At 60.7% G+C, this 23,885-nt stretch carries 24 protein-coding genes; 6 read left to right on the forward strand and 18 right to left on the reverse strand.

Annotated features, from left to right (window positions below; all coding sequences use genetic code 11):
* Nucleotides 1-68 precede the first annotated feature (68 nt).
* The 4 genes from bamD (at nucleotide 69) to AWU82_RS26280 (ending at nucleotide 4,366) form a co-directional block, all read left to right on the forward strand.
* Complete coding sequence (gene bamD / locus AWU82_RS26265) at nucleotides 69-1,085, forward strand: outer membrane protein assembly factor BamD (RefSeq protein ID WP_007959566.1); 1,017 nt, start codon at nucleotides 69-71, stop codon at nucleotides 1,083-1,085.
* Nucleotides 1,086-1,210: 125 nt separating this feature from the next.
* Entirely contained in the window at nucleotides 1,211-1,444 is a 234-nt protein-coding gene (locus tag AWU82_RS26270; protein ID WP_011335992.1) for a PP0621 family protein, read from the forward strand.
* A complete protein-coding gene (locus AWU82_RS26275; protein WP_064382094.1) occupies nucleotides 1,434-3,023 on the forward strand; it encodes a sensor histidine kinase in 1,590 nt (529 codons plus the stop codon). Before AWU82_RS26270 ends, AWU82_RS26275 begins: the two co-directional genes overlap by 11 nt.
* Nucleotides 3,020-4,366: a sigma-54-dependent transcriptional regulator gene (locus tag AWU82_RS26280; RefSeq protein ID WP_064382095.1), complete on the forward strand. Its 1,347-nt coding sequence runs from the start codon at nucleotides 3,020-3,022 to the stop codon at nucleotides 4,364-4,366. The genes AWU82_RS26275 and AWU82_RS26280 overlap by 4 nt, the downstream gene beginning before the upstream one ends.
* A 142-nt stretch (nucleotides 4,367-4,508) precedes the next feature.
* Here the strand turns inward: AWU82_RS26280 and thiO are convergent, their stop codons facing one another.
* From thiO to AWU82_RS26315, 7 genes are read right to left on the reverse strand one after another with little or no spacing between them, the layout of a single operon-like run.
* Nucleotides 4,509-5,609 carry a glycine oxidase ThiO gene (thiO, locus tag AWU82_RS26285; protein WP_064382096.1) on the reverse strand — a complete coding sequence of 367 codons (1,101 nt, stop codon included), beginning with the start codon at nucleotides 5,607-5,609 and terminating at the stop codon, nucleotides 4,509-4,511.
* A gap of 57 nt (nucleotides 5,610-5,666) precedes the next feature.
* Nucleotides 5,667-6,068 carry a type IV pilin protein gene (locus AWU82_RS26290; RefSeq protein WP_064382097.1) on the reverse strand — a complete coding sequence of 134 codons (402 nt, stop codon included), beginning with the start codon at nucleotides 6,066-6,068 and terminating at the stop codon, nucleotides 5,667-5,669.
* A 15-nt stretch (nucleotides 6,069-6,083) separates the two neighbouring features.
* Nucleotides 6,084-9,176: a pilus assembly protein gene (locus AWU82_RS26295; RefSeq protein WP_064382098.1), complete on the reverse strand. Its 3,093-nt coding sequence runs from the start codon at nucleotides 9,174-9,176 to the stop codon at nucleotides 6,084-6,086.
* The gene (locus tag AWU82_RS26300; RefSeq protein WP_064382099.1) at nucleotides 9,163-9,642 is read right to left on the reverse strand and encodes a pilus assembly PilX family protein; all 480 of its coding nucleotides are present in this window, start codon (nucleotides 9,640-9,642) and stop codon (nucleotides 9,163-9,165) included. Before AWU82_RS26300 ends, AWU82_RS26295 begins: the two co-directional genes overlap by 14 nt.
* A 9-nt stretch (nucleotides 9,643-9,651) precedes the next feature.
* On the reverse strand, nucleotides 9,652-10,365 hold the full coding sequence (locus AWU82_RS26305) for a PilW family protein (RefSeq protein ID WP_064382100.1): 714 nt from the start codon (nucleotides 10,363-10,365) through the stop codon (nucleotides 9,652-9,654).
* Nucleotides 10,362-10,811, reverse strand: a complete 450-nt coding sequence (gene pilV / locus AWU82_RS26310) for a type IV pilus modification protein PilV (RefSeq protein WP_064382101.1) — start codon at nucleotides 10,809-10,811, stop codon at nucleotides 10,362-10,364. The genes AWU82_RS26305 and pilV overlap by 4 nt, the downstream gene beginning before the upstream one ends.
* Nucleotides 10,808-11,281, reverse strand: a complete 474-nt coding sequence (locus tag AWU82_RS26315) for a GspH/FimT family pseudopilin (protein WP_064382102.1) — start codon at nucleotides 11,279-11,281, stop codon at nucleotides 10,808-10,810. Before AWU82_RS26315 ends, pilV begins: the two co-directional genes overlap by 4 nt.
* Before the next feature lie 127 nt (nucleotides 11,282-11,408).
* Between AWU82_RS26315 and AWU82_RS26320 the strand changes: the two genes are divergently transcribed.
* Entirely contained in the window at nucleotides 11,409-11,963 is a 555-nt protein-coding gene (locus AWU82_RS26320) for a GspH/FimT family pseudopilin (protein ID WP_064382103.1), read from the forward strand.
* On the opposite strand, the gene ispH is transcribed toward AWU82_RS26320, so the two are convergent.
* From ispH to murJ, 6 genes are all read right to left on the reverse strand, one after another.
* On the reverse strand, nucleotides 11,935-12,879 hold the full coding sequence (gene ispH, locus AWU82_RS26325; RefSeq protein WP_039771704.1) for a 4-hydroxy-3-methylbut-2-enyl diphosphate reductase: 945 nt from the start codon (nucleotides 12,877-12,879) through the stop codon (nucleotides 11,935-11,937). The two genes, AWU82_RS26320 and ispH, sit on opposite strands and share 29 nt — an antisense overlap.
* Nucleotides 12,880-13,034: 155 nt before the next feature.
* Entirely contained in the window at nucleotides 13,035-13,472 is a 438-nt protein-coding gene (fkpB, locus tag AWU82_RS26330; RefSeq protein ID WP_170928297.1) for an FKBP-type peptidyl-prolyl cis-trans isomerase, read from the reverse strand.
* A 7-nt stretch (nucleotides 13,473-13,479) separates the two neighbouring features.
* Nucleotides 13,480-13,992: a signal peptidase II gene (gene lspA, locus AWU82_RS26335; RefSeq protein ID WP_064382104.1), complete on the reverse strand. Its 513-nt coding sequence runs from the start codon at nucleotides 13,990-13,992 to the stop codon at nucleotides 13,480-13,482.
* The gene (ileS, locus tag AWU82_RS26340) at nucleotides 13,985-16,816 is read right to left on the reverse strand and encodes an isoleucine--tRNA ligase (protein WP_011336005.1); all 2,832 of its coding nucleotides are present in this window, start codon (nucleotides 16,814-16,816) and stop codon (nucleotides 13,985-13,987) included. The genes lspA and ileS overlap by 8 nt, the downstream gene beginning before the upstream one ends.
* 13 nt (nucleotides 16,817-16,829) lie before the next feature.
* Nucleotides 16,830-17,768, reverse strand: coding sequence for a bifunctional riboflavin kinase/FAD synthetase (ribF, locus tag AWU82_RS26345; protein WP_007959537.1), 939 nt, complete (start codon nucleotides 17,766-17,768; stop codon nucleotides 16,830-16,832).
* 129 nt (nucleotides 17,769-17,897) lie between these two features.
* Complete coding sequence (gene murJ / locus AWU82_RS26350; protein WP_064382105.1) at nucleotides 17,898-19,436, reverse strand: murein biosynthesis integral membrane protein MurJ; 1,539 nt, start codon at nucleotides 19,434-19,436, stop codon at nucleotides 17,898-17,900.
* Between the two features lie 252 nt (nucleotides 19,437-19,688).
* Here murJ and rpsT point away from each other — a divergent pair, with 252 nt between their 5' ends.
* Nucleotides 19,689-19,961 (forward strand): 30S ribosomal protein S20, encoded by a 273-nt coding sequence (rpsT, locus tag AWU82_RS26355; RefSeq protein ID WP_011336008.1) that lies wholly within the window; start codon nucleotides 19,689-19,691, stop codon nucleotides 19,959-19,961.
* Between the two features lie 122 nt (nucleotides 19,962-20,083).
* Here the strand turns inward: rpsT and AWU82_RS26360 are convergent, their stop codons facing one another.
* From AWU82_RS26360 to rplU, 5 genes are all read right to left on the reverse strand, one after another.
* Nucleotides 20,084-20,548, reverse strand: coding sequence for a CreA family protein (locus AWU82_RS26360; RefSeq protein WP_007959533.1), 465 nt, complete (start codon nucleotides 20,546-20,548; stop codon nucleotides 20,084-20,086).
* 10 nt (nucleotides 20,549-20,558) lie between these two features.
* Nucleotides 20,559-21,677: a glutamate 5-kinase gene (proB, locus tag AWU82_RS26365; protein ID WP_045121906.1), complete on the reverse strand. Its 1,119-nt coding sequence runs from the start codon at nucleotides 21,675-21,677 to the stop codon at nucleotides 20,559-20,561.
* A 137-nt stretch (nucleotides 21,678-21,814) separates the two neighbouring features.
* Nucleotides 21,815-23,038, reverse strand: coding sequence for an Obg family GTPase CgtA (cgtA, locus tag AWU82_RS26370; RefSeq protein WP_039771717.1), 1,224 nt, complete (start codon nucleotides 23,036-23,038; stop codon nucleotides 21,815-21,817).
* 193 nt (nucleotides 23,039-23,231) lie between these two features.
* Nucleotides 23,232-23,489 (reverse strand): 50S ribosomal protein L27, encoded by a 258-nt coding sequence (rpmA, locus tag AWU82_RS26375; protein WP_003228360.1) that lies wholly within the window; start codon nucleotides 23,487-23,489, stop codon nucleotides 23,232-23,234.
* 35 nt (nucleotides 23,490-23,524) lie between these two features.
* Nucleotides 23,525-23,836 carry a 50S ribosomal protein L21 gene (rplU, locus tag AWU82_RS26380; protein ID WP_003228361.1) on the reverse strand — a complete coding sequence of 104 codons (312 nt, stop codon included), beginning with the start codon at nucleotides 23,834-23,836 and terminating at the stop codon, nucleotides 23,525-23,527.
* Nucleotides 23,837-23,885 lie beyond the last annotated feature (49 nt).

The following is a 23,885-nucleotide window of genomic DNA, read 5'->3' on the forward strand; positions in this document are numbered from 1 at the left end:
AACGGGGCGCTCATCATAACAGGACGGCCCCGCCCAAGACAGCGGCCGTCATAGGGACGCAAGCCGCCATGCAAGTGAAACACCTGCTGCTGATCGCCATCCTCGCATTGACCGCTGCTTGCTCATCGAAGGAAGTCGTAGACGAAAACCTGAGTGAAGCCGAGCTGTACCAGCAGGCTCAACAGGACCTGGACAACAACAGCTACACCAGCGCCACAGCCAAGCTGAAGGCTCTGGAGTCGCGTTATCCGTTCGGTCGCTATGCCGATCAGGCGCAGCTGGAACTGATCTATGCCAACTACAAGAACGCCGAGCCGGAAGCTGCAAAGTCCGCCGCCGAGCGTTTCATTCGTCTGCACCCGCAGCACCCGAACGTGGATTACGCCTACTACCTGAAAGGTCTGACTTCGTTCGACCAGGACGTCGGCCTGCTGGCGCGCTTCCTGCCGCTGGACATGACCAAGCGTGACCCGGGTGCCGCCCGCGACTCCTACAACGAGTTCGCCCAGCTGACCAGCCGCTACCCGAACAGCCGCTACGCGCCGGACGCCAAGCAGCGCATGATCTACCTGCGCAACCTGCTGGCTGCCTACGAAATCCACGTGGCCGACTACTACCTGACCCGTCAGGCCTATGTCGCGGCTGCCAACCGTGGTCGTTATGTAGTGGAAAACTTCCAGGAAACCCCATCGGTCGGTGACGGCCTGGCGGTGATGACCGAAGCCTACCAGCGCCTGCACCTTGACGAACTGGCGGCCACCAGCCTGGAAACCCTGAAGCTCAACTACCCGAACCACCCGAGCCTGCAGGACGGTCAGTTCGTGCCTCGCGTTGCCGAAGCCGACAACCGTTCGTTCCTGAGCAAGGCCACCCTGGGCCTGATCGAATCCCGTCCGCCGCTGCCGCCGGGAGAGACCCGCGCCAACCAGGACGTGCAGAAGCAGTTCCAGGACGCGAAAGACGCGATCCCGAACGAGCTCAAGCCGAAAGACGAAAACGGCGACGTGATCGAAGAGCCGGAACCGGAGTCTAGCGACAGCGACCGTTCCATCTTCAGCTACATGACCTTCGGTCTGTTCGACTGATCACTTCGGTGATGCCAAAAAGGGAGATCTTCGGATCTCCCTTTTTATTGCGGCGCGTGATTGGGCTGTGCGCTTGTCAGGTCCTTGGCTAAACTGCCGAATCATTAGCCGAAAAGCCGCCCATCATGCTTCGTTTACTGTTCTGGATTGCCTTGATCGCCGCCGCTGTCTGGTTGTGGCGCAAATTCAAGGCCCCCGCCTCGTCCAACCGATCGCCTCGCGAACAGGATGCCGCGCCGATGGTGCGCTGCGCCCATTGCGGCGTGCACCTGCCCCGTGACCGCGCGCTGAACCTTCAACAACAGTGGTATTGCAGCCAGGCTCACCTTGAGCAAGGCCCCGGCTCCAGTGATCGCTGAGGCCGACAACGCCGACAGCAAACAGGCCCAGCGACTGCTGCGCCTCTATCATCTGTACCGTTTAAGTGTCGGCATCACCCTGGTGCTGCTGATCTCCAGCAACATGGACAACCGCCTGCTGACCTCGGCCAACGACGAGTGGCTGCGCAATGGCAGCTGGTTGTACCTGGTGCTGAACATCCTGCTGGTGGTGTTCCTGGAGAACATCCACCGCCCGGCCCAGCTGTTCGCTCTGGCACTGGTCGACATCCTGCTGCTGTGCGGCGTGTTCTATGCGGCCGGCGGTGTGGCCAGTGCGATTGGCAACTTGCTGATTGTTTCGGTGGCTATCAGCAACACGTTGCTGCGACGACGCATCGGCTTGCTGATCGCCGCCATCGCCACCCTCGGCATCGTCGGGCTCAGCTTTGTGCTGAGTTTCAGCCACCCCTTGAGCGCCAACGACTATCTGCAGGCCGGCACCCTCGGCGCCTTGTGCTTCGCCGCCTCGCTGCTGGTGCAAGGGTTGATCCGCCGTCTTGAAGTCAGTGAGAACCTGGCCGAGCTGCGCGCCAGCGAGGTGGTGGGGCTCGAAGCCCTCAATGCGTTGATCCTGCAACGCATGCGCACCGGCATTCTGGTGCTCGACGAACAGCGCCGGGTGCAATTGGCCAACCACAGCGCCAAGGCCCTGCTGGGACAAACGCACCTTGAGGGTGACTTGATCGATGAGCACTCGAGCGCACTGGTCGAACGCCTGCAGCTGTGGCTGAACAACCCGACCCTGCGCCCGCAAAGCCTGAAAATCGCCGGCAACGGCCTGGAGCTGCAACCAAGCTTCATCGCCCTGGAACAAAGTCCGAACCGTCAAACCCTGGTGTTTCTCGAAGACCTCGCCCAGATCGCCCAACAGGCCCAGCAATTGAAACTTGCTGCGCTGGGCCGACTGACCGCCGGTATCGCCCATGAAATCCGCAATCCGCTGGGGGCCATCAGTCATGCTGCACAGCTGTTGCAGGAGTCCGAGGAACTCGACAGCGCGGATCGGCGTCTGACGCAGATCATTCAAGACCACTCCCAGCGCATGAACCGAGTCATCGAAAACGTCCTGCAACTGTCCCGCCGTCAGCAGAGCGCGCCGCAACGGCTGGATCTCAAACCGTGGCTGGAGCAGTTCGTCAGCGAGAGCCGCGAACAGGCTGGCGAGCGCCAGCATATTCACCTGCACATCGGCCCGGGGGATTTTCGCACCCTGATGGATCCCGGCCAGCTCACGCAGATTCTCGACAATCTGTTACGCAATGGCTGGCGCCACAGTGCCCTGCTACACGATCCGGCCGAGGTGTGGCTGACGTTGTTCATTGACCCCGAGAGCACGCTGGCCGTGCTCGAAGTGCAGGACAACGGCCCCGGTGTGTCGCTGGAACAACAGGCTCATCTGTTCGAACCTTTCTTTACCACCAGCAGCCAGGGCACCGGCCTTGGGCTTTATCTGTCCCGTGAGCTGTGCGAAAGCAATCAAGCGCGCCTAGACTTCAAATCACGCCAAGGCGGCGGCTGCTTTCGCATCACCTTTGCTCACGGACGGAAACAAAGTTGAACACGAGCCCACGGCAAAAAATCCTCATCGTCGACGACGAGCCGGATATCCGCGAACTCCTGGAAATCACCCTGGGACGGATGAAACTCGACACCTTCAGCGCACGCAATCTCGCAGAAGCCCAGGCGCTGCTGCACCGCGAGAGTTTCGATCTGTGCCTGACCGACATGCGCCTGCCCGACGGCACCGGCCTGGAGCTGGTGCAGCACATCCAGCAACGTTATCCACAACTGCCGGTGGCGATGATTACCGCCTACGGTAGCCTGGAAACGGCGATCAACGCCCTGAAGGCCGGGGCTTTCGACTTCCTCACCAAACCGGTGGACCTGACGCGTCTGCGCGAGCTGGTCGGCTCGGCGTTGCGCATGCCGCCGGCGGGTAATGTCTGCACCTCGATCGACCGCCGGTTGCTTGGCGAATCGCCGCCGATGCGCAACCTGCGCAAACAGATCGACAAACTGGCTCGCAGCCAGGCACCGGTCTACATCAGTGGCGAGTCCGGCAGCGGCAAGGAGCTGGTGGCCCGACTGATTCATGAACAGGGCCCGCGCGCCAGCCGGCCATTCGTGCCGGTGAACTGCGGGGCGATTCCTTCAGAGCTGATGGAGAGCGAATTCTTCGGCCACCGCAAAGGCAGTTTCAGCGGTGCGGTGGAGGATAAACCGGGACTGTTTCAGGCAGCCCACGGTGGCACGCTGTTTCTTGACGAGGTGGCGGACCTGCCGCTGCCGATGCAGGTCAAGCTGCTGCGGGCGATCCAGGAAAAAGCCGTGCGCAGCGTCGGCGGTCAACAGGAAACCGTGGTTGATGTGCGCATCCTTTGCGCGACGCACAAGGACCTCGACGCGGAAGTGGCTGCCGAGCGCTTTCGTCAGGATCTGTATTACCGGTTGAACGTGATCGAACTGCGTGTGCCGTCCCTGCGCGAACGTCGCGAGGACATCGAAGCACTGGCCGGCCATGTACTCAGGCGCCTGGCCAATGGCACCGGACAACCGGCGGCACGTCTTCATCCCCATGCCCTTGAGGCGCTGAAAAACTACCGCTTTCCGGGTAACGTGCGGGAACTGGAGAACGTGCTCGAACGGGCGCACACCCTGTGTGAAAACCACACGATCGAGGCCGAGGATTTACGCCTGAGTGAGGGCAACAGTGCCGCCGAGGGCGGGGTCGCAGATCTCACCCGGATCGACAACCTCGAAGACTATCTTGAGAGCGTCGAGCGCAAACTGATTCTGCAGGCACTGGAAGAGACCCGCTGGAATCGCACGGCGGCGGCGCAGCGGTTGAGTCTGTCGTTTCGGTCGATGCGCTACAGGCTCAAGAAGCTCGGGCTGGACTGAGGGCCCCTTCGCGGGCAAGCCCGCTCCCACAGTTTTGTGCCGCGCTCAACTTTTGAGTAAAGCGCCGTACCCTGTGGGAGCGGCGGTGCGACGATTCGACTTGCCCGCGAAAGCGATTTATCAGGCACCGCTAAAAAACTGACTAGATCCGTCCGGCCGGTGCATACGGCGCCGGATCAATGATCGGCGCGCGCCCCAGCATCACGTCGGCAAACAACTGACAGGATGCCGGCGCCAGCACCAGTCCGTTGCGGTAATGACCGCAGTTCAGCCACAGACCGTCAAACCCCGGAACCCGGCCAATGTATGGAATGCCTTCCGGTGAACCCGGTCGCAGCCCGGCCCAATGCCCCACCACTTCAGCATCGGCCAGCGCCGGCAACAACTCGACCGCCGATGCCTTGAGGCTTTCCAGCGCATTATCCGTCGGGGTCTTGTCAAAGCCTTCGTGCTCCAGCGTACTGCCGATCAGAATATGCCCGTCACGACGGGGAATGGCGTAGCGCCCCTTGGCCAGCACCATGCTCGGCAGGAAATCCGCCGCGCACTTGTAGAGAATCATTTGGCCCTTGACCGGCTCCACCGGCAGGGAAAGGTTCAGGGTCTTGAGCAATTCTCCGCTCCACGCGCCCGCCGTCAGCACGACCTGATCACCGGTGATCACACCCGTGGAGGTCTGCACGCCCACCACCCGCTCGCCTTCACGGACAAACCCGCTGACTTCACACTGCTCGTGAATCGTCACGTTCGGCAGCGCCTGCAACGCCGCTTTCAAAGACTTCACCAGCCGCGGATTGCGCACGTTGGCCACATCGGCCATGTAGATCGCCCGGGAAAAACCGCCACCGAGCACCGGCACCGCATCATGCGCCGCCGAGATATCCACAGCCCGCAGCGGACGGTTTTCCCGCGCGGCCCAGGCCAGCGCTTCGGTTTCGTCATCCAGGTCCAGCCAATACAGGCCGGTGGTGTGCACTTCGGGGTCGACCCCGGTATCGGCAAAAAGGCGCTCGCCCAGCTGTGGATAAAAATCCTGCGACCAGTGCGCCAGCGCGGTGACGGCCGGGCTGTAGCGCCACGGGTACAGCGGAGAGACGATACCGCCGCCGGCCCAGGACGATTCCTGGCCGACGTTCGAACGATCCAGCAGCACCACGCTGCCGACCTCGGAGGCGAGGTTGTACGCAGTGAGCAGGCCAATCACCCCGCCACCGACAATCACCACTTGCTGTTGCCTGGTCATGTTTGATCCAACCGTAAAAAAGACAGTGGGCGCAAAAGGCGCCCGAAATAAAGCGGCTCAGCGGCCCCAGCAATCCTTGGTGGTCAGCCCGGTGGTCGCGTTGTTCATGCTTCTGACACCGGTGTTGGTGAGGGTGAAATCGCCGCACTTGTCAGTGGCCATGCTGGTGCCGGCCTTGCGGGTCGCGGTCAGCACAAAGGTCTGGTCAGCGATGGTCGGGGTGATGGTGTAGAAATCATTACCCGTGCTGAGACCGGTGACGCCCGTGTAAGCATTGTTTCTGGTGTAGAAGCGCTCAAGAGTCTGCGCCTGCTCCGACAGCAGCGATACCACCTCGGCGCGACGGCCCTTCTTCAGATATTCGGTATAGCTCGGTGCGGCAATGGTGATGATGATCCCGATTATCGCAATCACGATCATGATCTCGATCAGGGTGAAACCTCGGTTGGATCTGCGCATGCCTCGAAATCTCGCTTACTGAATTTGCCGCCACATGATACGACGGCTGCCGCCGCCGGATTTTTCCACCAGGGTGGTGATACCGCCACTGGAATCGTTCACGACCTTGCGTGATGCACCGTTGACGATGGCGTTCAGGGTCGGGATACCGCCGGTGAACACCACGCCGCTGGAAATCGTGTCGTTGCTGTCGACCACGCCATCGGCGTTGGTATCGAGCACCGCGTAGTTGAGCATCTTACCGCTGAACGCATCGAGTTCGATCAGTTTGCCGGTACCGAAACTGGAACACGGGTCGGTGGTATCGACACTGGCCGTGGTGAACACGATTCGTCCCAGCACCAGACTGGCCTGGTTGATCACCCGTTCGCCGGTCAATGCGTTGTTGTACACCAGCGGCAGGTACCAGCCCTTCTCCGCCGGATACGTCGTGTCGTTCTGGCTGGTGGTGACGAACTGTCCGGTACTGCCGGAGAACACCCCGGTAATCGCCTGCGCCTGCAAACTGCTGACCGTGATCTGGCCCGACCCGCCATCGGCGTCCCACACCGAATAGAACGCCTGCAAATCCTTGCTGGTCTTGTCGGCGGCTTCGTTGAATTTGCCGGTGCCGACGAAAATCTGTTTGCCGCCCAGAGCGTTGTCCGCCAGCAACGGTTGCGCGGTGATCGGCTGAGTCGCCCCGCCGGCCGTGGTGAACAACGGCTTGCCGGAAAACGCTACGCCCCAGCTGTCGGAGGACGTGGCGCTCAGGTCGAACTTCCACAACCGTCCCTTCAAGTCACCGCCATACGCCGCCTGCACCACGTTCTGCGAATTGACCCGCAGCTTGACCGAGGACAAACCGTTGGTGGTTTCCGTACTGTCGATGACGATTTTCTTGATCAGCGAGCCGTCACGCACATCCAGCACATACAGCGCCGCCACCCCGGAGTTGCTGCCGTAACCGTTGGCAATGAATGCCGCCCAGCGACCATCGGCCAAGCGTGCCACTTCCGGACGGGCATAGGCGTAACCCAGATCATTAAATGCGTTGGAAGTGCTGGCAGTAGCCGGCGCGCTGACCTCCCACAAGGCACGGATGACGTTGCCCGCCGAGGCATCGAACAGCTGGAGCCCGTAGAAAGTCTTGCCGCCGGCGCCCGTGCCGCCGATGGCCAGCGTTTTCCACGCCGTACCGAATTGCGCGTCGAATACACCGAGCTGACCATCCACCAGAAACTTGTGGCTGACGCCGTTGACGTAGTTCGGATCGGCAATCAGGCGCAAGGAGGGCAGTACGCTGGACGGCATGTAGGCATAGCGCCGGGTACCATTGGCCGAGTTGATGACACTGACAAAACCGTCGTTGGCGTTCACCACCAGGCTGGCATTCATGTTCGAAGCCTTGGTGGTCAGGTAGGTGCTGTAGCTGGTGTCACCGGCCAGATCGGAGGCGGTTTTTTCCGTGGGCGAAGCCAGCACCAGTGGTGAGTTGATGATGTCCCCGAGCAATACGCTGCGCACTTTGAGCCCGGTCTTGTTGGTGCCTTTGCTCCATTCGACCAGGTCGATGCCGCTGATACCGGTGGGCAAACCCTGGCTGAGAATAGTCTGCTGGGCCGGGGAGAAGTTGCCGTAGGCCAGCGTCACCGCCGCGTTGTTCAGGGTGTTCCACGACTGGTAGGTCGGGGAGGTGGCGCCGGGCACGATGGCCGTGTCGGTGGTCCACAATACCGCCGAGGTGTTGACCGCCCCGGCCGAGGTAAAACCAAAGGACTTGATCGTGCCGCGCCAGTCCCTGGGGTCATAACTGGTCTGGAAGTAACTGGTGCCGCTCGCGAGCGTGGTGCCACTGGCCACACCGCTGCCGCCGGAGCCGGCCTTGGAGGTGATATCGCTCAGTGCCGAGGACAGCGCGGCATTCAGGCCGGCGCTGTCGGTCGCCTGGTAGTAGCGGCCCTGTCCGTAATCGGCGGCGTCCGAAAGCATGTCGTTGGAAGCGGTGAAGCCCACGGTGTAGGTGTTCATGTTCTGCCTGGGGAAATCCACCGCGTTCCAGCTCTTGCCCGCCGCGTCGGTGCCGGAGGAACGCATGTCGATGTCGAAGGCGAACTTGGCGATATCGTCCAGATACAGCGTATCGCCCTCGCCGTCTCCGTTCAGGTTGTCACCGTCATTGTTGATGCCGTCCCAGTTCGGCAAGCGACTGCCGCCCAGCGGGTCGTTGTTCGGGAAGGTGCGGTCATAGGTCGGCAAGCCGTCGGTGATGACCACCCCGTAGTTTTTCTGGCAGCGGTACTGGATCGGGCTGGTGTAGGTGCTCGGCGTGCTGTTGTAGTACGGCGCCATCCCGCGCATGTAGCGGGTGATTTCGTAATAGGTCTCGGCCAGTGGCGTGTTGGCCACTGCGCTCAGGCCGTTGATCGAGGAAATCAGTGCGTTGTAGTTGGTGTCGGCCTGGGCCTGGGTCACGCTGCCGCTGACCGGTGACAGGTCGCTGATGGAGCGCGCAATGAAACCGCCGTTGCCGGGGTTGTTGCTGGTGGCCGGGTTGAAGGTGGCCAAGCCCATGCGCAGGTTGCGATTGCTGGTAACCAGTGCGGTGGAAACGTTGCGCGCCACGTTGATCCGGTAATCGTTGGGAATGGCTCCGGTGGTGAAATCGCGCGTTCCGTTGCTGATGGCAAGTCCCACCACATAGGAAATGTAATCCGCCGAATAGCGAGTGTTGCCGCTGCCCACCGGATCCGGCAGCTTCAGGCAGAGCGGCGTCAGGCTGTTGTTGTAGAACGCATAGGCACCGCCGGAGCAGCCGGAGGTCGGCAGGCTCGAAAGAAAGATCGTATCGCCGGTAATGGCGGTCGAGCTCAGGCACAGGCCGATGACCGCGTTGCACTGGCGGGCCGGCGTGCGATCCACGGCCGGATCAAAACCCGTCGCGTAGATGATGCTGTTCATGCTGCCCGAGTCGTCGATCATCAACATGACGTTCGGTGGCACGGCGGCCGCGCTCAACAGCGGCGAATCGGACGGCGTGAAAGCATACGCCGGTGCCGCCAGATAGAGCCCGGTCAGCATGCCGAGCAGCAGCGACAGCCATTTGAAGCGTCGCTCAATACTTCGCATAGACACTCTCCACCACACTGCGCGAAGTGCCGGCGATGCCCACGGCCGTGACCCGGTACAACGTCGCCGAAGTATTGCTCGGCACGTTCACCGCCGTCAGGGTCGTGCCGATGTTCTGCACCCCGTAGAACCCGCTGCCGGCGGCGATCCAGGTCACGCCCGACGTGGAGTTGAACCCAGCCGCGCTGACCACCGAGGACTCCGCCGGCGGCGCGCATTGGGTAGGGCTGGCGCACACCGCCAGCGCGTAGCCATCCAGTTGCACCGCGCTTTCGCCGATGCGCAACGCTGCCTCGGCAGTCTGGAACGATTGATTGCGCAAACTCACGCTGCCGGCCATTTTTTCCTGCAGGTTGGCGCTTTGCATCGATGACAGGCCGATCACCGTCAGAAGCAGCAGAAATACCAGGCTGACCAGCAACACCATGCCGCCCTGGGACCGTCGCCTATGAAGAGAAACGTTCATCGCCCCCCCTCACTGCAAGCGGTTGCGCAAGGCGGCAACCACATTGAAGGTTTGATCGCGGACCCGGTTGTTCGGGTCAGTGAGGGTCAGGCTCAGGCGCACGCTGCGGATCCGCGCCGGGTCACCGGGATTGGCGCTGTAGGTGGACGCCGCGACATCGGTCGCGGAACTCGCCAGACCGAACGTCACGGTGAATGCACTGACATTGTTCACCAGCACCTGCTGGGCGGGGTTGCCGCTGCCGGTGCCCATCAGAATCTGGTTGTTGCTGAAGCTGTAGACCAGCCGACGGATCGGAAACGCAATCTGTCCTGTCGCCGCCACCCGCGCACCGGTATAAGCCGTGGCGCTGTTGCGGCAATCGGAGACCACGGTCCAGGTCGGCGTCCCGCCCGCGCTGCCGACATCGGCGGTGACCAGGGTCAGTTTGAGATTGGCGTTGTCCCAACTGATCGGCGTGATCTGGGCCGCATTGAAATCTCCCGCCGAGCTGGAATCGGTAATCGTGCCCAGGCAGCCGAACATACCCACCATGCGCAGCTCCTGGATCATCTTGCTCAACACGAACCGCGCATCTTCCTGCATGGCGGCGGCGCTGTTCTGGCTGACGTAGGTGTTTTTCGCCGCCAGGAAAATTTGCACCACACCGAGTACCACGATCAGACCCAGCGCCAGGGCGACCAGCATTTCGATCAGGCCGAAGCCCAGGTTTTGGCGCTTCATGGCGTGGCCACCGGATCGACCGCGGCGCGACTGGTCAGCACAAAGCTGCGGGGTGCACTGCTCGTATTGGTGGCGCGCGCGTCACTCCAGGTGATGGTGATGGTGTACACGCGTTGATTGAGGGTGATGCTGCCGGTGGCGGTCGGGCCGCCGAAATTGACGATATTGGTGGTGAAGTCGTAGAGATCCTGATCCCGGGCGACACTCAGGTTGCCCGTGGTCGGCGGTGTGACGGTGTAGTCGGCGCCCGAGTTGGCGCGGATCCGGTCCATCATGTCGTAGGCGATGAAACTCGCCTGGCTGGTCATGCGCGAGCTGTCGGTGTACTTCAGCGCATTGAGCTGAACCGCCGCCGCGCCCAGCAACCCGACCGTCAGAATCAACAACGCGACCAGCACTTCGATCAGCGTCATGCCCTCCTGTGCGTGCTTGCTCCCTGCCCTCATCCGCAACTTCCACCCAATTGAATTCGTCCGTTCAGACACACGTTCAGCGTCCTGCTTTGCGTTCCCAGCACGTAACTGATGACCACCGCCGTGGACGGTGCCGCCAGCCCGCCCAGATTGTTGAAATCCAGCGCGGTCACTCCAGAGGGTAGCGTCAGAGTCGCGCCGCTGCTCATCGCTGGAACAACCCGCAATACATTGGCCGGAGTGCCAGTACTGTCGTAGACCGACAGTTCGCCGGTCCAGAGACTGCCGCCGGCGCTCGGCCGCAAGCGGGTTGTGACGCCCCGGTTGATTGCCTCGAGCCTGGCGTAATTGAGGGCCCGTTGCAGGTCGCCGACCTCGGTGTCGGCCTTGCTGCCCTGCACCGAACGGGTGAACGCCGGCACCGCCATCGTGATCAGGATCACAAACACCGCGACCGCCACCAACAGCTCGATCAGCGTGAAACCTTTTGTACGATGATCCATCGATGCCCTCCGTTGCCGTCGGCTATACCTGTACAAACCTAGAACATTCGACCGGCATGCGCCGGTTGATTTACCGCGTGCGGCGCACGGATTGCGCCGCCGTGCACAATCCAGGGAGGAGGCGCACATGCCGCAACAGGGTTTCAGTCTGGTCGAACTGCTTATGGGACTGGCGATCGGCGCAATTGTTCTGTCACTGGTCAGTCCGGCGCTGGCGGACTTCACCGAATCAAACCGGCGGCAGCAGGCCGCGCAGTCTTTGCTTGACGGGATTCGTAATGCCCGGAGCATGGCCATCACGCGCAATCAGAGCGTGGTGATTCATGGCATCAACGGTGACTGGGGCCAGGGCTGGCGGATCATTCTGGATCTCAGCGGAAAGGGGCCGGCTGATGCCGGTAATCCATTGCTGATCGAGCAGGCGAGTGACGGACGGATACCGATTGTCGGCAACTGGCTGGTGAGCCGGTACATACGGTTCAGCAGCCTGGGCCAGCCACTGGTGCCGGACCGCAAGTTTCAGGCGGGGACGTTACATCTGTGCTCGACTCGCGAGCCGGTCAGCCAGCTCCAGGTGGTGCTGGCGGCGACCGGTCGCGTACGCCTGGCCAGCCAAAAGGCTGAACAGGCGCTGTGCCGAAAGGATAAAGCGATCAGATCGAGCGTACGCGCAGCTCTTTAGGCATCGAGAACGTGATGTTCTCCTCACGCCCGGCCAGTTCGTCGGCGCCGGTGGCGCCCCAGGCCTGCAACTGCTGGATCACGCCACGTACCAGGACTTCCGGGGCAGAGGCACCGGCGGTGATGCCGATACGCTCGACACCGTCGAACCAGCTCTTCTGCAGGTCTTCGGCGCCATCGATCAGGTAGGCCGGCGTGGCCATGCGTTCGGCCAGTTCACGCAGGCGGTTGGAGTTGGAGCTGTTCGGGCTGCCCACCACCAACACCACGTCGCACTCGTCGGCCAGTTGCTTGACCGCGTCCTGACGGTTCTGGGTGGCGTAGCAGATATCGTCCTTGCGCGGCCCGCCAATGGCCGGAAAACGCGTACGCAGCGCATCGATGACACGGCTGGTGTCATCCATGGACAGCGTGGTCTGGGTGACGAAGGCCAGTTTTTCGGGGTTGCGCACCTGCAACTCGGCGACATCCTTCTCGTCTTCGACGAGGTAGATCGCACCGCCATTGCTGGCGTCGTACTGGCCCATGGTGCCTTCGACTTCCGGGTGACCGGCGTGGCCGATCAGGATGCATTCACGGCCGTCGCGGCTGTATTTCGCGACTTCGATGTGTACCTTGGTCACCAATGGGCAGGTAGCGTCGAACACTTTCAGGCCACGGCCGGCGGCTTCGGTGCGCACGGCTTGCGAGACGCCGTGGGCACTGAAGATCACGATAACGTCGTCAGGTACCTGATCGAGTTCCTCGACGAAAATCGCGCCACGACTGCGCAGGTCTTCGACCACAAACTTGTTGTGCACCACTTCGTGACGCACATAGATCGGCGGCCCGAAGACCTCCAGGGCGCGGTTGACGATTTCGATCGCCCGGTCCACGCCGGCGCAGAAGCCACGGGGGTTGGCGAGTTTGATTTGCATGCGGTGCCTCGTGTCTTGCGCGCAAGAAAATGGATCATTGCAATCCCTGTGGGAGCGGGCTTGCTCGCGAAAGCGGTGTGTCAGACAACTTTTATGTTGAATGTCAGTCAGCATTCGCGAGCGAGCCCGCTCCCACAGGGGTTCTGCTGTGTTACTCAGAGCGCTTTGACGGAGAAGATTTCCACGTCAAAGGTCAGCGTCTTGCCAGCCAGCGGGTGGTTGAAGTCGACGGTCACTTGCGCGTCGTCGAACTCTTTCACCACACCCGGCAGCTCAGTATTGGCCGCATCGTTGAAGATCACCAGCAGACCCGGCGACAGTTCCATGTCCGCAAACTGCGAACGCGGAATGATCTGCACGTTTTGCGGGTTCGGCTGGCCGAAGGCGTTTTCCGGCTCGACGGTCAGTGTACGCTTGTCGCCAGCCTTGAAACCGAACAGTGCCGCCTCGAAGCCCGGCAGCAGGTTGCCGTCGCCGACCTTGAAGGTCGCCGGTGCCTTGTCGAAGGTGCTGTCGACCGTGTCGCCGTTCTCCAGGCGCAATGCAAAGTGCAAGGTGACTTCCGTGTTCTGGCCGATGCGTTGCTCAGCCAATACCTGTTCAGTCATGAACGGCTTCTCCGGTTTTTTTACTTTTGAACATGTCCAGTGCCAGCATCACCGCACCAACGGTAATGGCGCTGTCGGCGAAGTTGAACGCCGGGAAGTACCAGCGGTTCTGCCAGTGCACCAGAATGAAGTCGATCACATGGCCCAGGGCAATGCGGTCATAAAGGTTGCCCAGTGCGCCGCCCAGCACCAGCGCCAGCGCAATGGCCAGCCAGGTTTCGTTGCGGCCCAGGCGCTTGAGCCAGACCACCAGCACTGCGCTGACCGCAATCGCGATCACGGCGAACAGCCAGCGCTGCCAGCCCGAGCTGTCCGCGAGGAAGCTGAAGGCTGCGCCGGTGTTGTAGGCCAGTGTCCAGCTGAAGTAATCAGGGATGATCACGATCTGCTGGAACATCTCGAGCTTGCCTTCGAAGTAGAACTTGCTGGCCTGGTCGACGACCAGAACCAGCAAGCTCAACCAGAGCCAGCTCAGCCGTCCGAAACGGCCAACGGCATTAGGCATAGTGACGAACCTCGCCGGCGCCATCGATGTTGTCAACGCAACGGCCGCAGATTTCCGGATGCTCCGGGTTCACGCCAACGTCTTCGCGGCAGTGCCAGCAACGGGCACATTTCGGGAAGGCGGATTTGACGATCTTCAGCTTCAGGCCGCTGACTTCGGTGGCCACAGCATCGGCCGGAGCCTGCACGAACGGTGCAACAGTGGCAGTCGAAGTAATCAGGACAAAGCGCAGCTCGTTGCTCAGTTTGGCCAGGTCGGCGGTCAGCGCGTCTTCGGCGAACAGCGTCACTTCGGCTTGCAGGTTGCCACCGACGGCCTTGGCCGCGCGCTGGATTTCCATCTCTTTATTGACCGCCACCTTCACTTCCATGATGCGATCCCAGTACTCGCGCCCCAGCTCGAAGCCTTCCGGCAACTCGGTCAGGCCTTCGTACCAGGTGTTGAGCATCACCGATTCGTTGCGCTCGCCCGGCAGGTATTGCCACAGTTCGTCGGCGGTGAAGGCCAGGATCGGCGCGATCCAGCGCACCAGCGCTTCGGAGATGTGGAACAGCGCGGTCTGGCACGAACGACGGGCCTTGCTGTCGGCGCCGGTGGTGTACTGGCGATCCTTGATGATGTCCAGGTAGAAACCACCCAGCTCCTGCACGCAGAAGTTGTGGATCTTCGAGTAGACGTTCCAGAAACGGTATTCGCCGTAGTGCTCTTGCAGCTCACGTTGCAGCAGCAGGGTACGGTCCACCGCCCAGCGATCCAGCGCCAGCATGTCTTCGGCCGGCAGCAGGTCGGTGGCCGGGTTGAAACCGGTCAGGTTGGAAAGCAGGAAGCGCGCGGTGTTACGGATACGACGATAGGCGTCCGCACTGCGCTGAAGGATCTGCTCGGACACGGCCATTTCGCCGGAGTAGTCGGTCGAAGCGACCCACAGACGCATGATGTCGGCGCCCAGAGTATCGTTGACTTTCTGCGGCGCGATCACGTTGCCCAGGGACTTGGACATCTTGCGGCCGGACTCGTCCACAGTGAAGCCGTGGGTCAGCAGCTCGCGGTACGGCGCGTGGTTGTCGATGGCGCAACCGGTCAGCAAGGACGAGTGGAACCAGCCACGGTGCTGGTCCGAACCTTCCAGGTACAGGTCGGCACGCGGGCCGGTCTCGTGGCCCATCGGGTGCGAACCGCGCAGGACGTGCCAGTGGGTGGTGCCCGAGTCAAACCAGACGTCGAGGGTGTCGCTGATCTTGTCGTACTGCGGCGCTTCATCGCCCAGCAGTTCGGCAGCGTCGAGTTTGAACCAGGCTTCGATGCCTTCGACTTCAACGCGCTTGGCGACTTCTTCCATCAGCTCGACGGTGCGTGGGTGCAGCTCGCCGCTTTCCTTGTTCAGGAAGAACGGGATCGGTACGCCCCAGTTGCGCTGACGGGAGATGCACCAGTCCGGACGGTTGGCGATCATCGAATGCAGGCGCGCCTGGCCCCAGGCCGGGACGAACTTGGTGTCTTCGATGGCTTTGAGCGAGCGTACGCGCAGGGTGTCGCCGCTGACCGGCTCCTTGTCCATGCCGATGAACCACTGCGCGGTAGCGCGGTAGATCAGCGGGGTCTTGTGACGCCAGCAGTGCATGTAGCTGTGTTCGATGACGGTGGTGTGCAGCAGCGCACCGACTTCGGTCAGCTTGTCGACGATGGCCGGGTTGGCCTTCCAGATGAACTGGCCGCCGAAGAACTCCAGCGACGGCACATAGACGCCGTTGCTCTGTACCGGGTTGAGGATGTCGTCGTTGACCATGCCGTACTTCTTGCAGGTCACGAAGTCGTCCACGCCGTAGGCCGGCGCGGAGTGAACCACGCCGGTGCCGGCGCCCAGCTCCACGTAGTCGGCCAGGTACACTGGCGACAAACGGTCGTAGAACGGGTGACGGAAATTGATCAGTTCCAGCGCCGAACCCGGAGCGGTCGCCAATACAGTGCCTTCGACGCCGTAACGGGTCAGGCAGGATTCGACCAGCTCTTCAGCCAGCACCAGCAGCTTGTCGCCGATGTCGACCAGGGCGTAGGTGAATTCCGGGTGAACGTTCAGCGCCTGGTTGGCCGGGATGGTCCACGGGGTGGTGGTCCAGATCACGATGGCAGCAGGTTTGGCCAGCGATGGCAGACCGAACGCAGCAGCCAGCTTGGCCTCGTCAGCAATCGGGAACGCGACGTCGATGGTCGAGGACTTTTTGTTCTCGTACTCGACTTCCGCCTCGGCCAGGGCCGAACCGCAATCGAAGCACCAGTTGACAGGCTTCAGGCCCTTGAACACGAAACCGCCCTTGACGATTTCGGCGAGGGCGCGGATTTCACCGGCCTCGTTCTTGAAGTTCATGGTCTTGTACGGATTGGCGAAGTCGCCCAGCACGCCGAGGCGGATGAACTCGGTCTTCTGCCCTTCGATCTGCTCGGTGGCGTAGGCACGGCACAGTTCGCGGGTCTTGTCCGCGCCCAGGTTCTTGCCGTGAGTCACTTCAACCTTGTGTTCGATCGGCAGGCCGTGGCAATCCCAGCCCGGGACATACGGCGCGTCGAAGCCCGACAGGGTCTTCGAGCGGATGATCATGTCCTTGAGAATCTTGTTCAGTGCGTGACCGATGTGAATCGTACCGTTGGCGTACGGAGGGCCGTCGTGCAGGACGAACTTCGGACGATCCTTGCCAATCTCGCGCAACTTTCCGTACAGGCCAATACTGTCCCAGCGCTGCAGGATCTGCGGTTCGCGCTGTGGCAGGCCGGCCTTCATTGGGAAGGCGGTGTCCGGAAGGTTTAGCGTGGCTTTATAGTCGGTCATTTAAGGCTCTTCATTAGCGATGGGCGCTAGGTGCGGCTAGTGCACGGGCGGCGGCGACATCCGCGCTGATCGCCGTTTTCAATGCCTCCAGGGAGGCGAAACGCTGCTCTTCACGCAGCTTCTGGTGGAAAACCACCGTCAAACGCCGGTCATACAGATCGCCGGCAAAATCTAAAAGATGGACTTCAAGGTGGGCCTTGCCATCACCTTGCACCGTGGGCCGCACGCCGATATTGGCGACGCCGGGCCAGGTCTTGCCGTCGATGTCGACGTCGACCAGGTAAACCCCGGTGAACGGCACGCGACGGCGTTTGAGTTGAATATTCGCCGTGGGCGTACCCAACTGGCGGGCCAACTTCTGGCCGTGCAGCACGCGACCGGCAATCCGGTACGGGCGACCCAGCAGGCGCTCGGCCAAGGCAAAATCGGCGGCGGCCAGCGCGTTGCGCACCTGAGTGCTGCTGACGCGGATGCCGTCCAGCTCGACGGTTTGCGCCGCTTCCACGGTAAAACCGTGGACCTGCCCGGCCTGCAACAGGAAATCGAAATCGCCGAGACGGTCGCAACCGAAGCGGAAATCGTCACCGACCTCCAGATGCTGCACGCCGAGGCCATCAACCAGGATGGTATCAACGAACTCGCTGGCGCTGAGCTTGCTCAGGCGTTGGTTGAACGCCAGGCACAGAACCCGGTCGACGCCTTCGGCAGCCAACAGTTGCAGCTTGTCGCGCAACCGGGCCAGACGCGCCGGAGCGGTCTCCGGGGCAAAGAATTCCCGTGGCTGCGGCTCGAAAATCACCACGCAGCTGGGTACGCCCAACTCGAGCGCACGCTCACGCAGTCGGGCCAGGATGGCCTGGTGACCGCGGTGAACACCGTCAAAGTTGCCAATAGTGGCGACGCAGCCCCGATGCTGGGGGCGCAGATTGTGGAGGCCTCGAACCAGCTGCATAACGCGCTTCTTGCTCATAAAGTGGCCGATTATAACCACACCCGACGGCCGACGACAGGCAACACCGTAACCCAAAGTGAACGAGCCGACAAAACTGCCGGCTCGCGCCCGCTTTTCAAGGGTGAAACCTCAGCTCAAGGCCTTGCGATTGAAGTCGCGCAGGCGGAAACCAAGCAGCAGCAACATGCCGAAATAGGCGACCACGCCAGCAACTACCAATGCACCCAGACGCAGGAAGCGCTCAAGCATGTGGCCCTGATCCCACGCGGGCATGAAATGCATGCCTATCAACAGCACCACCGACATCACCGCCACCGCGACCAACAGCTTGAAACCGAACTTCAGCCAGCCCGGCTGCGGTTGATACATCTGTTGTTTGCGCAGTTGATAGAACAGCAACCCGGCATTCAGGCAGGCACCGGCGCTGATTGCCAGCGCCAGACCGGCGTGGGCCAGCGGACCGATCAGCACCAGGTTGAACAGCTGAGTAACCACCAGGGTGAAGATTGCGATTTTTACCGGTGTGCGAATGTTCTGTTGCGCATAAAAGCCGGGCGCCAGCACTTTGATCACGATGATCCCGAGCAGACCGACAGAATAGGCAATCAATGCCCGCTGCGTCATCTCCGCGTCAAATCCGCTGAACTGGCCGTACTGGAACAGTGAAACCGTCAACGGCTCGGCCAGAATCCCCAACGCCAGCGCGCATGGCAATACCAGCACGAAGCACAGGCGCAGGCCCCAGTCGAGAATCCGCGAGTATTCGTGGCGATCCTTGCTGGCGTAGGTCTTGGCCAGTGTCGGCAGCAGGATCGTGCCCAGCGCCACACCGAGTACACCGGACGGCAACTCCATCAGGCGGTCGGCGTAATACATCCAGGACACCGAGCCCGCCACCAGGAACGAGGCGAAAATAGTGTTGATGATCAGGGAAATCTGGCTGACCGAGACGCCGATGATCGCCGGCAACATCTGCTTCATCACCCGCCAGACACCGGTATCGCGAAGATTCAGGCGCGGAAGCACGAGCATGCCGATCTTTTTCAAGTGCGGCAGTTGATAGAGCAATTGCGCGAGGCCACCGACCAGCACCGCCCAACCGAGGGCCATGACCGGCGGATCGAAATACGGCGTCAGGAACAGCGAAAACACGATCATGCTGACGTTGAGCAGGGTCGGCACGAACGCTGGCACCGAGAAACGGTTCCAGGTATTGAGGATCGCACCCGCCAGCGAGGACAGGGAAATCAGCAATATATAAGGGAAGGTCACTCGCAGCAGATCGGAGGTCAGCTGGAATTTTTCCGGCGTATCGGTGAAACCCGGTGCCGTGGCCCAAATCACCCAGGGCGCGGCGATCATGCCCAACGCAGTGACCAGCGCCAGAACCAGCGTCAGCAGACCGGAAACGTAAGCAATAAAGGTGCGGGTCGCTCCTTCGCCCTTCTGGCTTTTATATTCGGCCAGAATCGGCACAAAAGCCTGGGAAAATGCCCCCTCGGCGAAGATCCTGCGCAGCAGATTGGGCAATTTGAAGGCGATAAAGAAGGCGTCGGTCGCCATTCCGGCGCCGAAGGTGCGGGCAATGAGCGTGTCGCGAACAAACCCGAGAATCCGGGAAAGCATCGTGATAGAGCTGACGGCGGCCAACGATTTGAGCAGATTCATTGAAGGAATGTGTGCCTGTCGATAAACAGCAGGCGAACAATGCGCCTACTTGTGCGATACTCCGCGCCGCAACAGCACAGAGCCAAAGCTCGCGAGTTTACAGGTCAAGCGCCGGAAATAAATATCCCGCCTCTTTATACCTACCACTTAGCGGAACGTCTCAAGCGCCCTTGACAAGACATCTCTTCATCGGCATGATTCGCGGCCTATTTTGTTTGCTATTTCCTAAAAAGTCTTTCGAGGAGCTCGACGGTGGCCAACTCACCTTCCGCCAAAAAACGTGCAAAACAGGCTGAGAAGCGTCGCAGCCACAACGCCAGCCTGCGTTCCATGGTTCGTACTTACATCAAGAATGTAGTTAAAGCCATCGACGCAAAAGACGCTGAAAAAGCTCAAGCTGCATACGTTCTGGCTGTGCCAGTTATCGACCGCATGGCCGATAAAGGCATCATCCACAAGAACAAGGCTGCTCGTCATAAGAGCCGTCTGAATGGTCACGTCAAGGCACTGAAAGCTGCTGCCTAAGCGACGTAATCATTAAAAAACCGACCTCAGGGTCGGTTTTTTATTGCCTGCGATTTGTCCTCACTCCAGCAAATCACAGGCAAAAAAGAGGAGCCAACCGGCTCCTCTTTTTTTATGCGCGATTAATGAGCCGACGCCCACGGCAAAATCGGGATCGCCGTCACCGCATTCTGCGGGCTACCCTCGATCAAACGATCGCTGTAGACCAGATACACCAGCGTATTGCGCTTCTTGTCGAGGAAGCGCACCACCTGCATGGTCTTGAACACCAACGAAGTGCGCTCCTTGAACACCTCTTCGCCATCCTTCAATTCACCCTTGAAGTTGATCGGCCCGACCTGACGGCAAGCAATGGACGCCTCGGCACGATCCTCGGCCAGACCCAACCCACCCTTCACACCGCCCGTTTTGGCGCGCGACAGATAGCAAGTCACACCCTCGACTTTCGGATCATCGAATGCCTCGACCACAATCCGGTCGTTCGGCCCGACGAACTTGAACACTGTCGACACCTGACCGATTTCCTCGGCCGAGGCCAGCAACGGCAGCGCCATCAACAAGCCCAACAATCCTTTTGCCATGCGCATCGCGTTTTCCTCAAACCAGAATCAGGTTGTCACGGTGAACCAGTTCCGGCTCAGCCATGTAACCCAGCAAACCGACAATCGCATCCGACGACTGGCCGATGATTTTTTGTGCCTCCAGCGCGCTGTAGTTGGCCAGGCCACGGGCAATCTCACGACCGTCCGGCGCTACGCAAACCACCATTTCGCCACGACGGAAACTGCCCTGAACCAGTTTGACGCCCACCGGCAGCAGGCTTTTGTTGCCTTGGGACAACGCGGAGACCGCACCATCATCCAGCACCAGCGTGCCGCGAGTTTGCAGATGCCCGGCCAGCCACTGCTTGCGCGCCGCGAGCATGCCGCGCTCAGGCGACAGCAACGTACCAATGCGCTCACCCGCCTTCAGACGATCAAGCACCCGCTCCAGACGCCCGCCGACAATGATGGTGTGCGCCCCGGAACGCGCAGCCAGACGCGCCGCGCGCAGCTTGGTCTGCATACCGCCACGCCCCAGCGCACCGCCGGTACCACCCGCTACCGCATCCAGCGTCGGATCATCGGCGCGCGCTTCGTAAATCAGCTGGGCGTCAGGGTTATTGCGCGGATCGGCGTCGAACATGCCGTCGCGATCGGTCAGGATCACCAGCAGATCAGCCTCGACCAGGTTGGCCACCAGCGCCGCGAGCGTATCGTTGTCGCCGAAACGGATTTCGTCGGTGACCACGGTGTCGTTTTCGTTGATCACCGGGATGACTTTCAGCTCGACCAGCGCACGCAAGGTGCTGCGGGCGTTCAGGTAACGCTTGCGATCGGACAGGTCGTCGTGAGTCAGAAGAATCTGCGCGGTGTGCCGGCCATGCTCGGCAAAGCTCGATTCCCAGGCTTGCACCAGGCCCATCTGACCGATTGCAGCGGCAGCCTGGAGCTCGTGCATCGCACTGGGTCGCGCGGTCCAGCCCAGGCGACTCATGCCCGCCGCCACCGCCCCGGAGGACACCAGGACCAGCTCGACGCCAGCCTCATGCAGAGCCACCATCTGCTCGACCCAGACACCCATTGCCGCGCGATCCAGCCCTTTGCCATCCGCTGTCAGCAAAGCGCTGCCGATCTTCACGACCCAACGCTGCGCACCTGTCACCTTGCTCCGCATCATCTTCAACCTTAGCTTGAGGGCAGCGCGACCTGGCTCTGCCCGTGACGTTATTCGTGATTCTTCGTGACCAACAATCGATTTCCAGATACTAAAACGCCGCTCGATTGAGCGGCGCTTAAGTTTACTGCAACGAATCAGTCACGCACGTAAATGATTTCCGGACCGTCTTCGTCATCCACATCTTCTTCGTCCCAATCATCGTCACCGATATCGTGGACCGACTTCACGCCACTGCGACGCAGGGCACGCTTGTCATCCAGCGCCTGCAACTGCGCACGAGCTTCGTCTTCGATGCGCTGATCGAGATCGGCCAGCTCTTCCTTGTAGGCCGGATCATTGGCCAGGCGATCGGCACGATCCTCCAGGTAACGCATGATGTCGCGCGTCAGGCGCTCGGTGCCTTCTTTGGCGATGGCCGAAATCACGTAGACCGGACCGGTCCACTCCAGACGATCAACGATTTCCTTGACCCGCGCTTCATGCTCTTCTTCGAGGATCTGGTCGCACTTGTTCAGCACCAGCCAGCGATCACGCTCGGCCAGCGACGGACTGAATTTGATCAGCTCGTTGACGATCACTTCAGCGGCGTCCGGCGCACTGCTTTCATCCAGCGGCGCCATGTCCACGAGGTGCAGCAACAGACGAGTACGCGCCAGGTGCTTGAGGAAACGGATCCCCAGGCCAGCACCGTCGGAAGCACCTTCGATCAGACCCGGAATGTCGGCAATGACGAAACTCTTCCAGCGATCAACGCTAACCACACCGAGATTCGGCACCAGGGTGGTGAACGGGTAATCGGCGACTTTCGGCTTGGCAGCCGATACCGAACGGATAAAGGTACTTTTACCAGCGTTCGGCAGGCCCAGCAGGCCAACGTCGGCCAGCACTTTCATTTCCAGCTTCAGGTCGCGCTGCTCGCCCGGCTTGCCCGGCGTGGTCTGGCGCGGCGCACGATTGGTACTGGATTTGAAACGAGTGTTACCCAGACCGTGCCAGCCACCTTGAACCACCATCAGTTTCTGACCGGCCTTGGTCAGGTCGCCGATGACTTCCTGGGTGGCGGAGTCGATCACGGTGGTGCCGACCGGCACGCGCAGGATCAGGTCTTCACCCTTCTTGCCGGTGCAGTCGGTGCTGCCGCCGTTGGAGCCACGCTCAGCATCAAAGTGCCGGGTGTAACGGTAGTCCACCAGGGTGTTGAGGTTTTCGTCGGCCATCATGTAGATGGAACCGCCGTCACCGCCATCACCACCGTTCGGACCGCCGTTTTCAATGAATTTTTCCCGACGGAAACTCATGCAGCCATTGCCGCCGTCACCAGCCTTTACGCGGATCGATACTTCATCAACAAACTTCATAACCAACGCCTCTCGCCGTACGGACGAGCCGAAAAACAATCAAGACATAAGACTCTTGCAAAAATGAGCGCAGCGACCCCAATCCACGACCTGCATCGCACGCCGGCAGCCCATACAAACAGCTTTGCAAGAGACTCACCCCACAAACGAAAAAGCCCCGTCGCAAGACAGGGCTTCTCCAGCACTCTCGCAGTTAGGCTGCGACAACGCTCACGTAACGACGACCGAAGGCGCCTTTTACTTCAAACTTGATCACGCCTTCGATTTTCGCGAAGAGGGTGTGATCTTTACCCATGCCAACGCCGTAGCCAGCGTGGAATTGGGTGCCGCGCTGACGCACGATGATGTTGCCGGCCTTGATGACCTGGCCGCCATACATCTTCACGCCAAGGCGTTTGGCTTCTGAGTCGCGACCGTTACGGGTACTACCACCAGCTTTTTTGTGTGCCATGAGTTCAATTCTCCTAGTGAGGAATTAGGCTGTAATTAAGCCTGAATACCGGTGATTTTGATCTCGGTGAACCACTGGCGGTGGCCCATACGCTTCATGTGGTGCTTACGGCGACGGAACTTGATGATGCGGACTTTATCGTGACGACCTTGGGAGATCACTTCAGCCTTGACGGTTGCGCCAGCAACAACAGGTGCGCCGATGTTCACGTCGTCGCCATTGGCGACCAACAGAACGCGGTCAAAAGTCACGGATTCGCCGGTGGCGACTTCCAGTTTTTCGATCTTCAGGTATTCACCTTCAGCGACCTTGTATTGCTTACCGCCGGTAACGATTACTGCGTACATGGTATTTCTCCGATAATCCTGCTCACCCAGCTCTTTATAAGAAGAGGTA

Source organism: Pseudomonas glycinae (assembly GCF_001594225.2).
Classification (GTDB): Bacteria; Pseudomonadota; Gammaproteobacteria; order Pseudomonadales; family Pseudomonadaceae; genus Aquipseudomonas; species Aquipseudomonas glycinae.

What these genes read in the sequence shown, in the direction of transcription:
- cgtA (WP_039771717.1), bottom strand. Translation starts at nt 23,038, where the DNA reads ATGAAGTTTGTTGATGAAGTATCGATCCGCGTAAAGGCTGGTGACGGC.
- rpmA (WP_003228360.1), bottom strand. Translation starts at nt 23,489, where the DNA reads ATGGCACACAAAAAAGCTGGTGGTAGTACCCGTAACGGTCGCGACTCA.
- AWU82_RS26315 (WP_064382102.1), bottom strand. Translation starts at nt 11,281, where the DNA reads ATGGATCATCGTACAAAAGGTTTCACGCTGATCGAGCTGTTGGTGGCG.
- bamD (WP_007959566.1), top strand. Translation starts at nt 69, where the DNA reads ATGCAAGTGAAACACCTGCTGCTGATCGCCATCCTCGCATTGACCGCT.
- ileS (WP_011336005.1), bottom strand. Translation starts at nt 16,816, where the DNA reads ATGACCGACTATAAAGCCACGCTAAACCTTCCGGACACCGCCTTCCCA.
- AWU82_RS26300 (WP_064382099.1), bottom strand. Translation starts at nt 9,642, where the DNA reads ATGAACGTTTCTCTTCATAGGCGACGGTCCCAGGGCGGCATGGTGTTG.
- AWU82_RS26305 (WP_064382100.1), bottom strand. Translation starts at nt 10,365, where the DNA reads ATGAAGCGCCAAAACCTGGGCTTCGGCCTGATCGAAATGCTGGTCGCC.
- proB (WP_045121906.1), bottom strand. Translation starts at nt 21,677, where the DNA reads ATGCGGAGCAAGGTGACAGGTGCGCAGCGTTGGGTCGTGAAGATCGGC.
- AWU82_RS26360 (WP_007959533.1), bottom strand. Translation starts at nt 20,548, where the DNA reads ATGCGCATGGCAAAAGGATTGTTGGGCTTGTTGATGGCGCTGCCGTTG.
- lspA (WP_064382104.1), bottom strand. Translation starts at nt 13,992, where the DNA reads ATGCCTAATGCCGTTGGCCGTTTCGGACGGCTGAGCTGGCTCTGGTTG.
- ispH (WP_039771704.1), bottom strand. Translation starts at nt 12,879, where the DNA reads ATGCAAATCAAACTCGCCAACCCCCGTGGCTTCTGCGCCGGCGTGGAC.
- AWU82_RS26320 (WP_064382103.1), top strand. Translation starts at nt 11,409, where the DNA reads ATGCCGCAACAGGGTTTCAGTCTGGTCGAACTGCTTATGGGACTGGCG.
- murJ (WP_064382105.1), bottom strand. Translation starts at nt 19,436, where the DNA reads ATGAATCTGCTCAAATCGTTGGCCGCCGTCAGCTCTATCACGATGCTT.
- AWU82_RS26270 (WP_011335992.1), top strand. Translation starts at nt 1,211, where the DNA reads ATGCTTCGTTTACTGTTCTGGATTGCCTTGATCGCCGCCGCTGTCTGG.
- thiO (WP_064382096.1), bottom strand. Translation starts at nt 5,609, where the DNA reads ATGACCAGGCAACAGCAAGTGGTGATTGTCGGTGGCGGGGTGATTGGC.
- ribF (WP_007959537.1), bottom strand. Translation starts at nt 17,768, where the DNA reads ATGCAGCTGGTTCGAGGCCTCCACAATCTGCGCCCCCAGCATCGGGGC.
- AWU82_RS26290 (WP_064382097.1), bottom strand. Translation starts at nt 6,068, where the DNA reads ATGCGCAGATCCAACCGAGGTTTCACCCTGATCGAGATCATGATCGTG.
- pilV (WP_064382101.1), bottom strand. Translation starts at nt 10,811, where the DNA reads ATGAGGGCAGGGAGCAAGCACGCACAGGAGGGCATGACGCTGATCGAA.
- rplU (WP_003228361.1), bottom strand. Translation starts at nt 23,836, where the DNA reads ATGTACGCAGTAATCGTTACCGGCGGTAAGCAATACAAGGTCGCTGAA.
- AWU82_RS26295 (WP_064382098.1), bottom strand. Translation starts at nt 9,176, where the DNA reads ATGCGAAGTATTGAGCGACGCTTCAAATGGCTGTCGCTGCTGCTCGGC.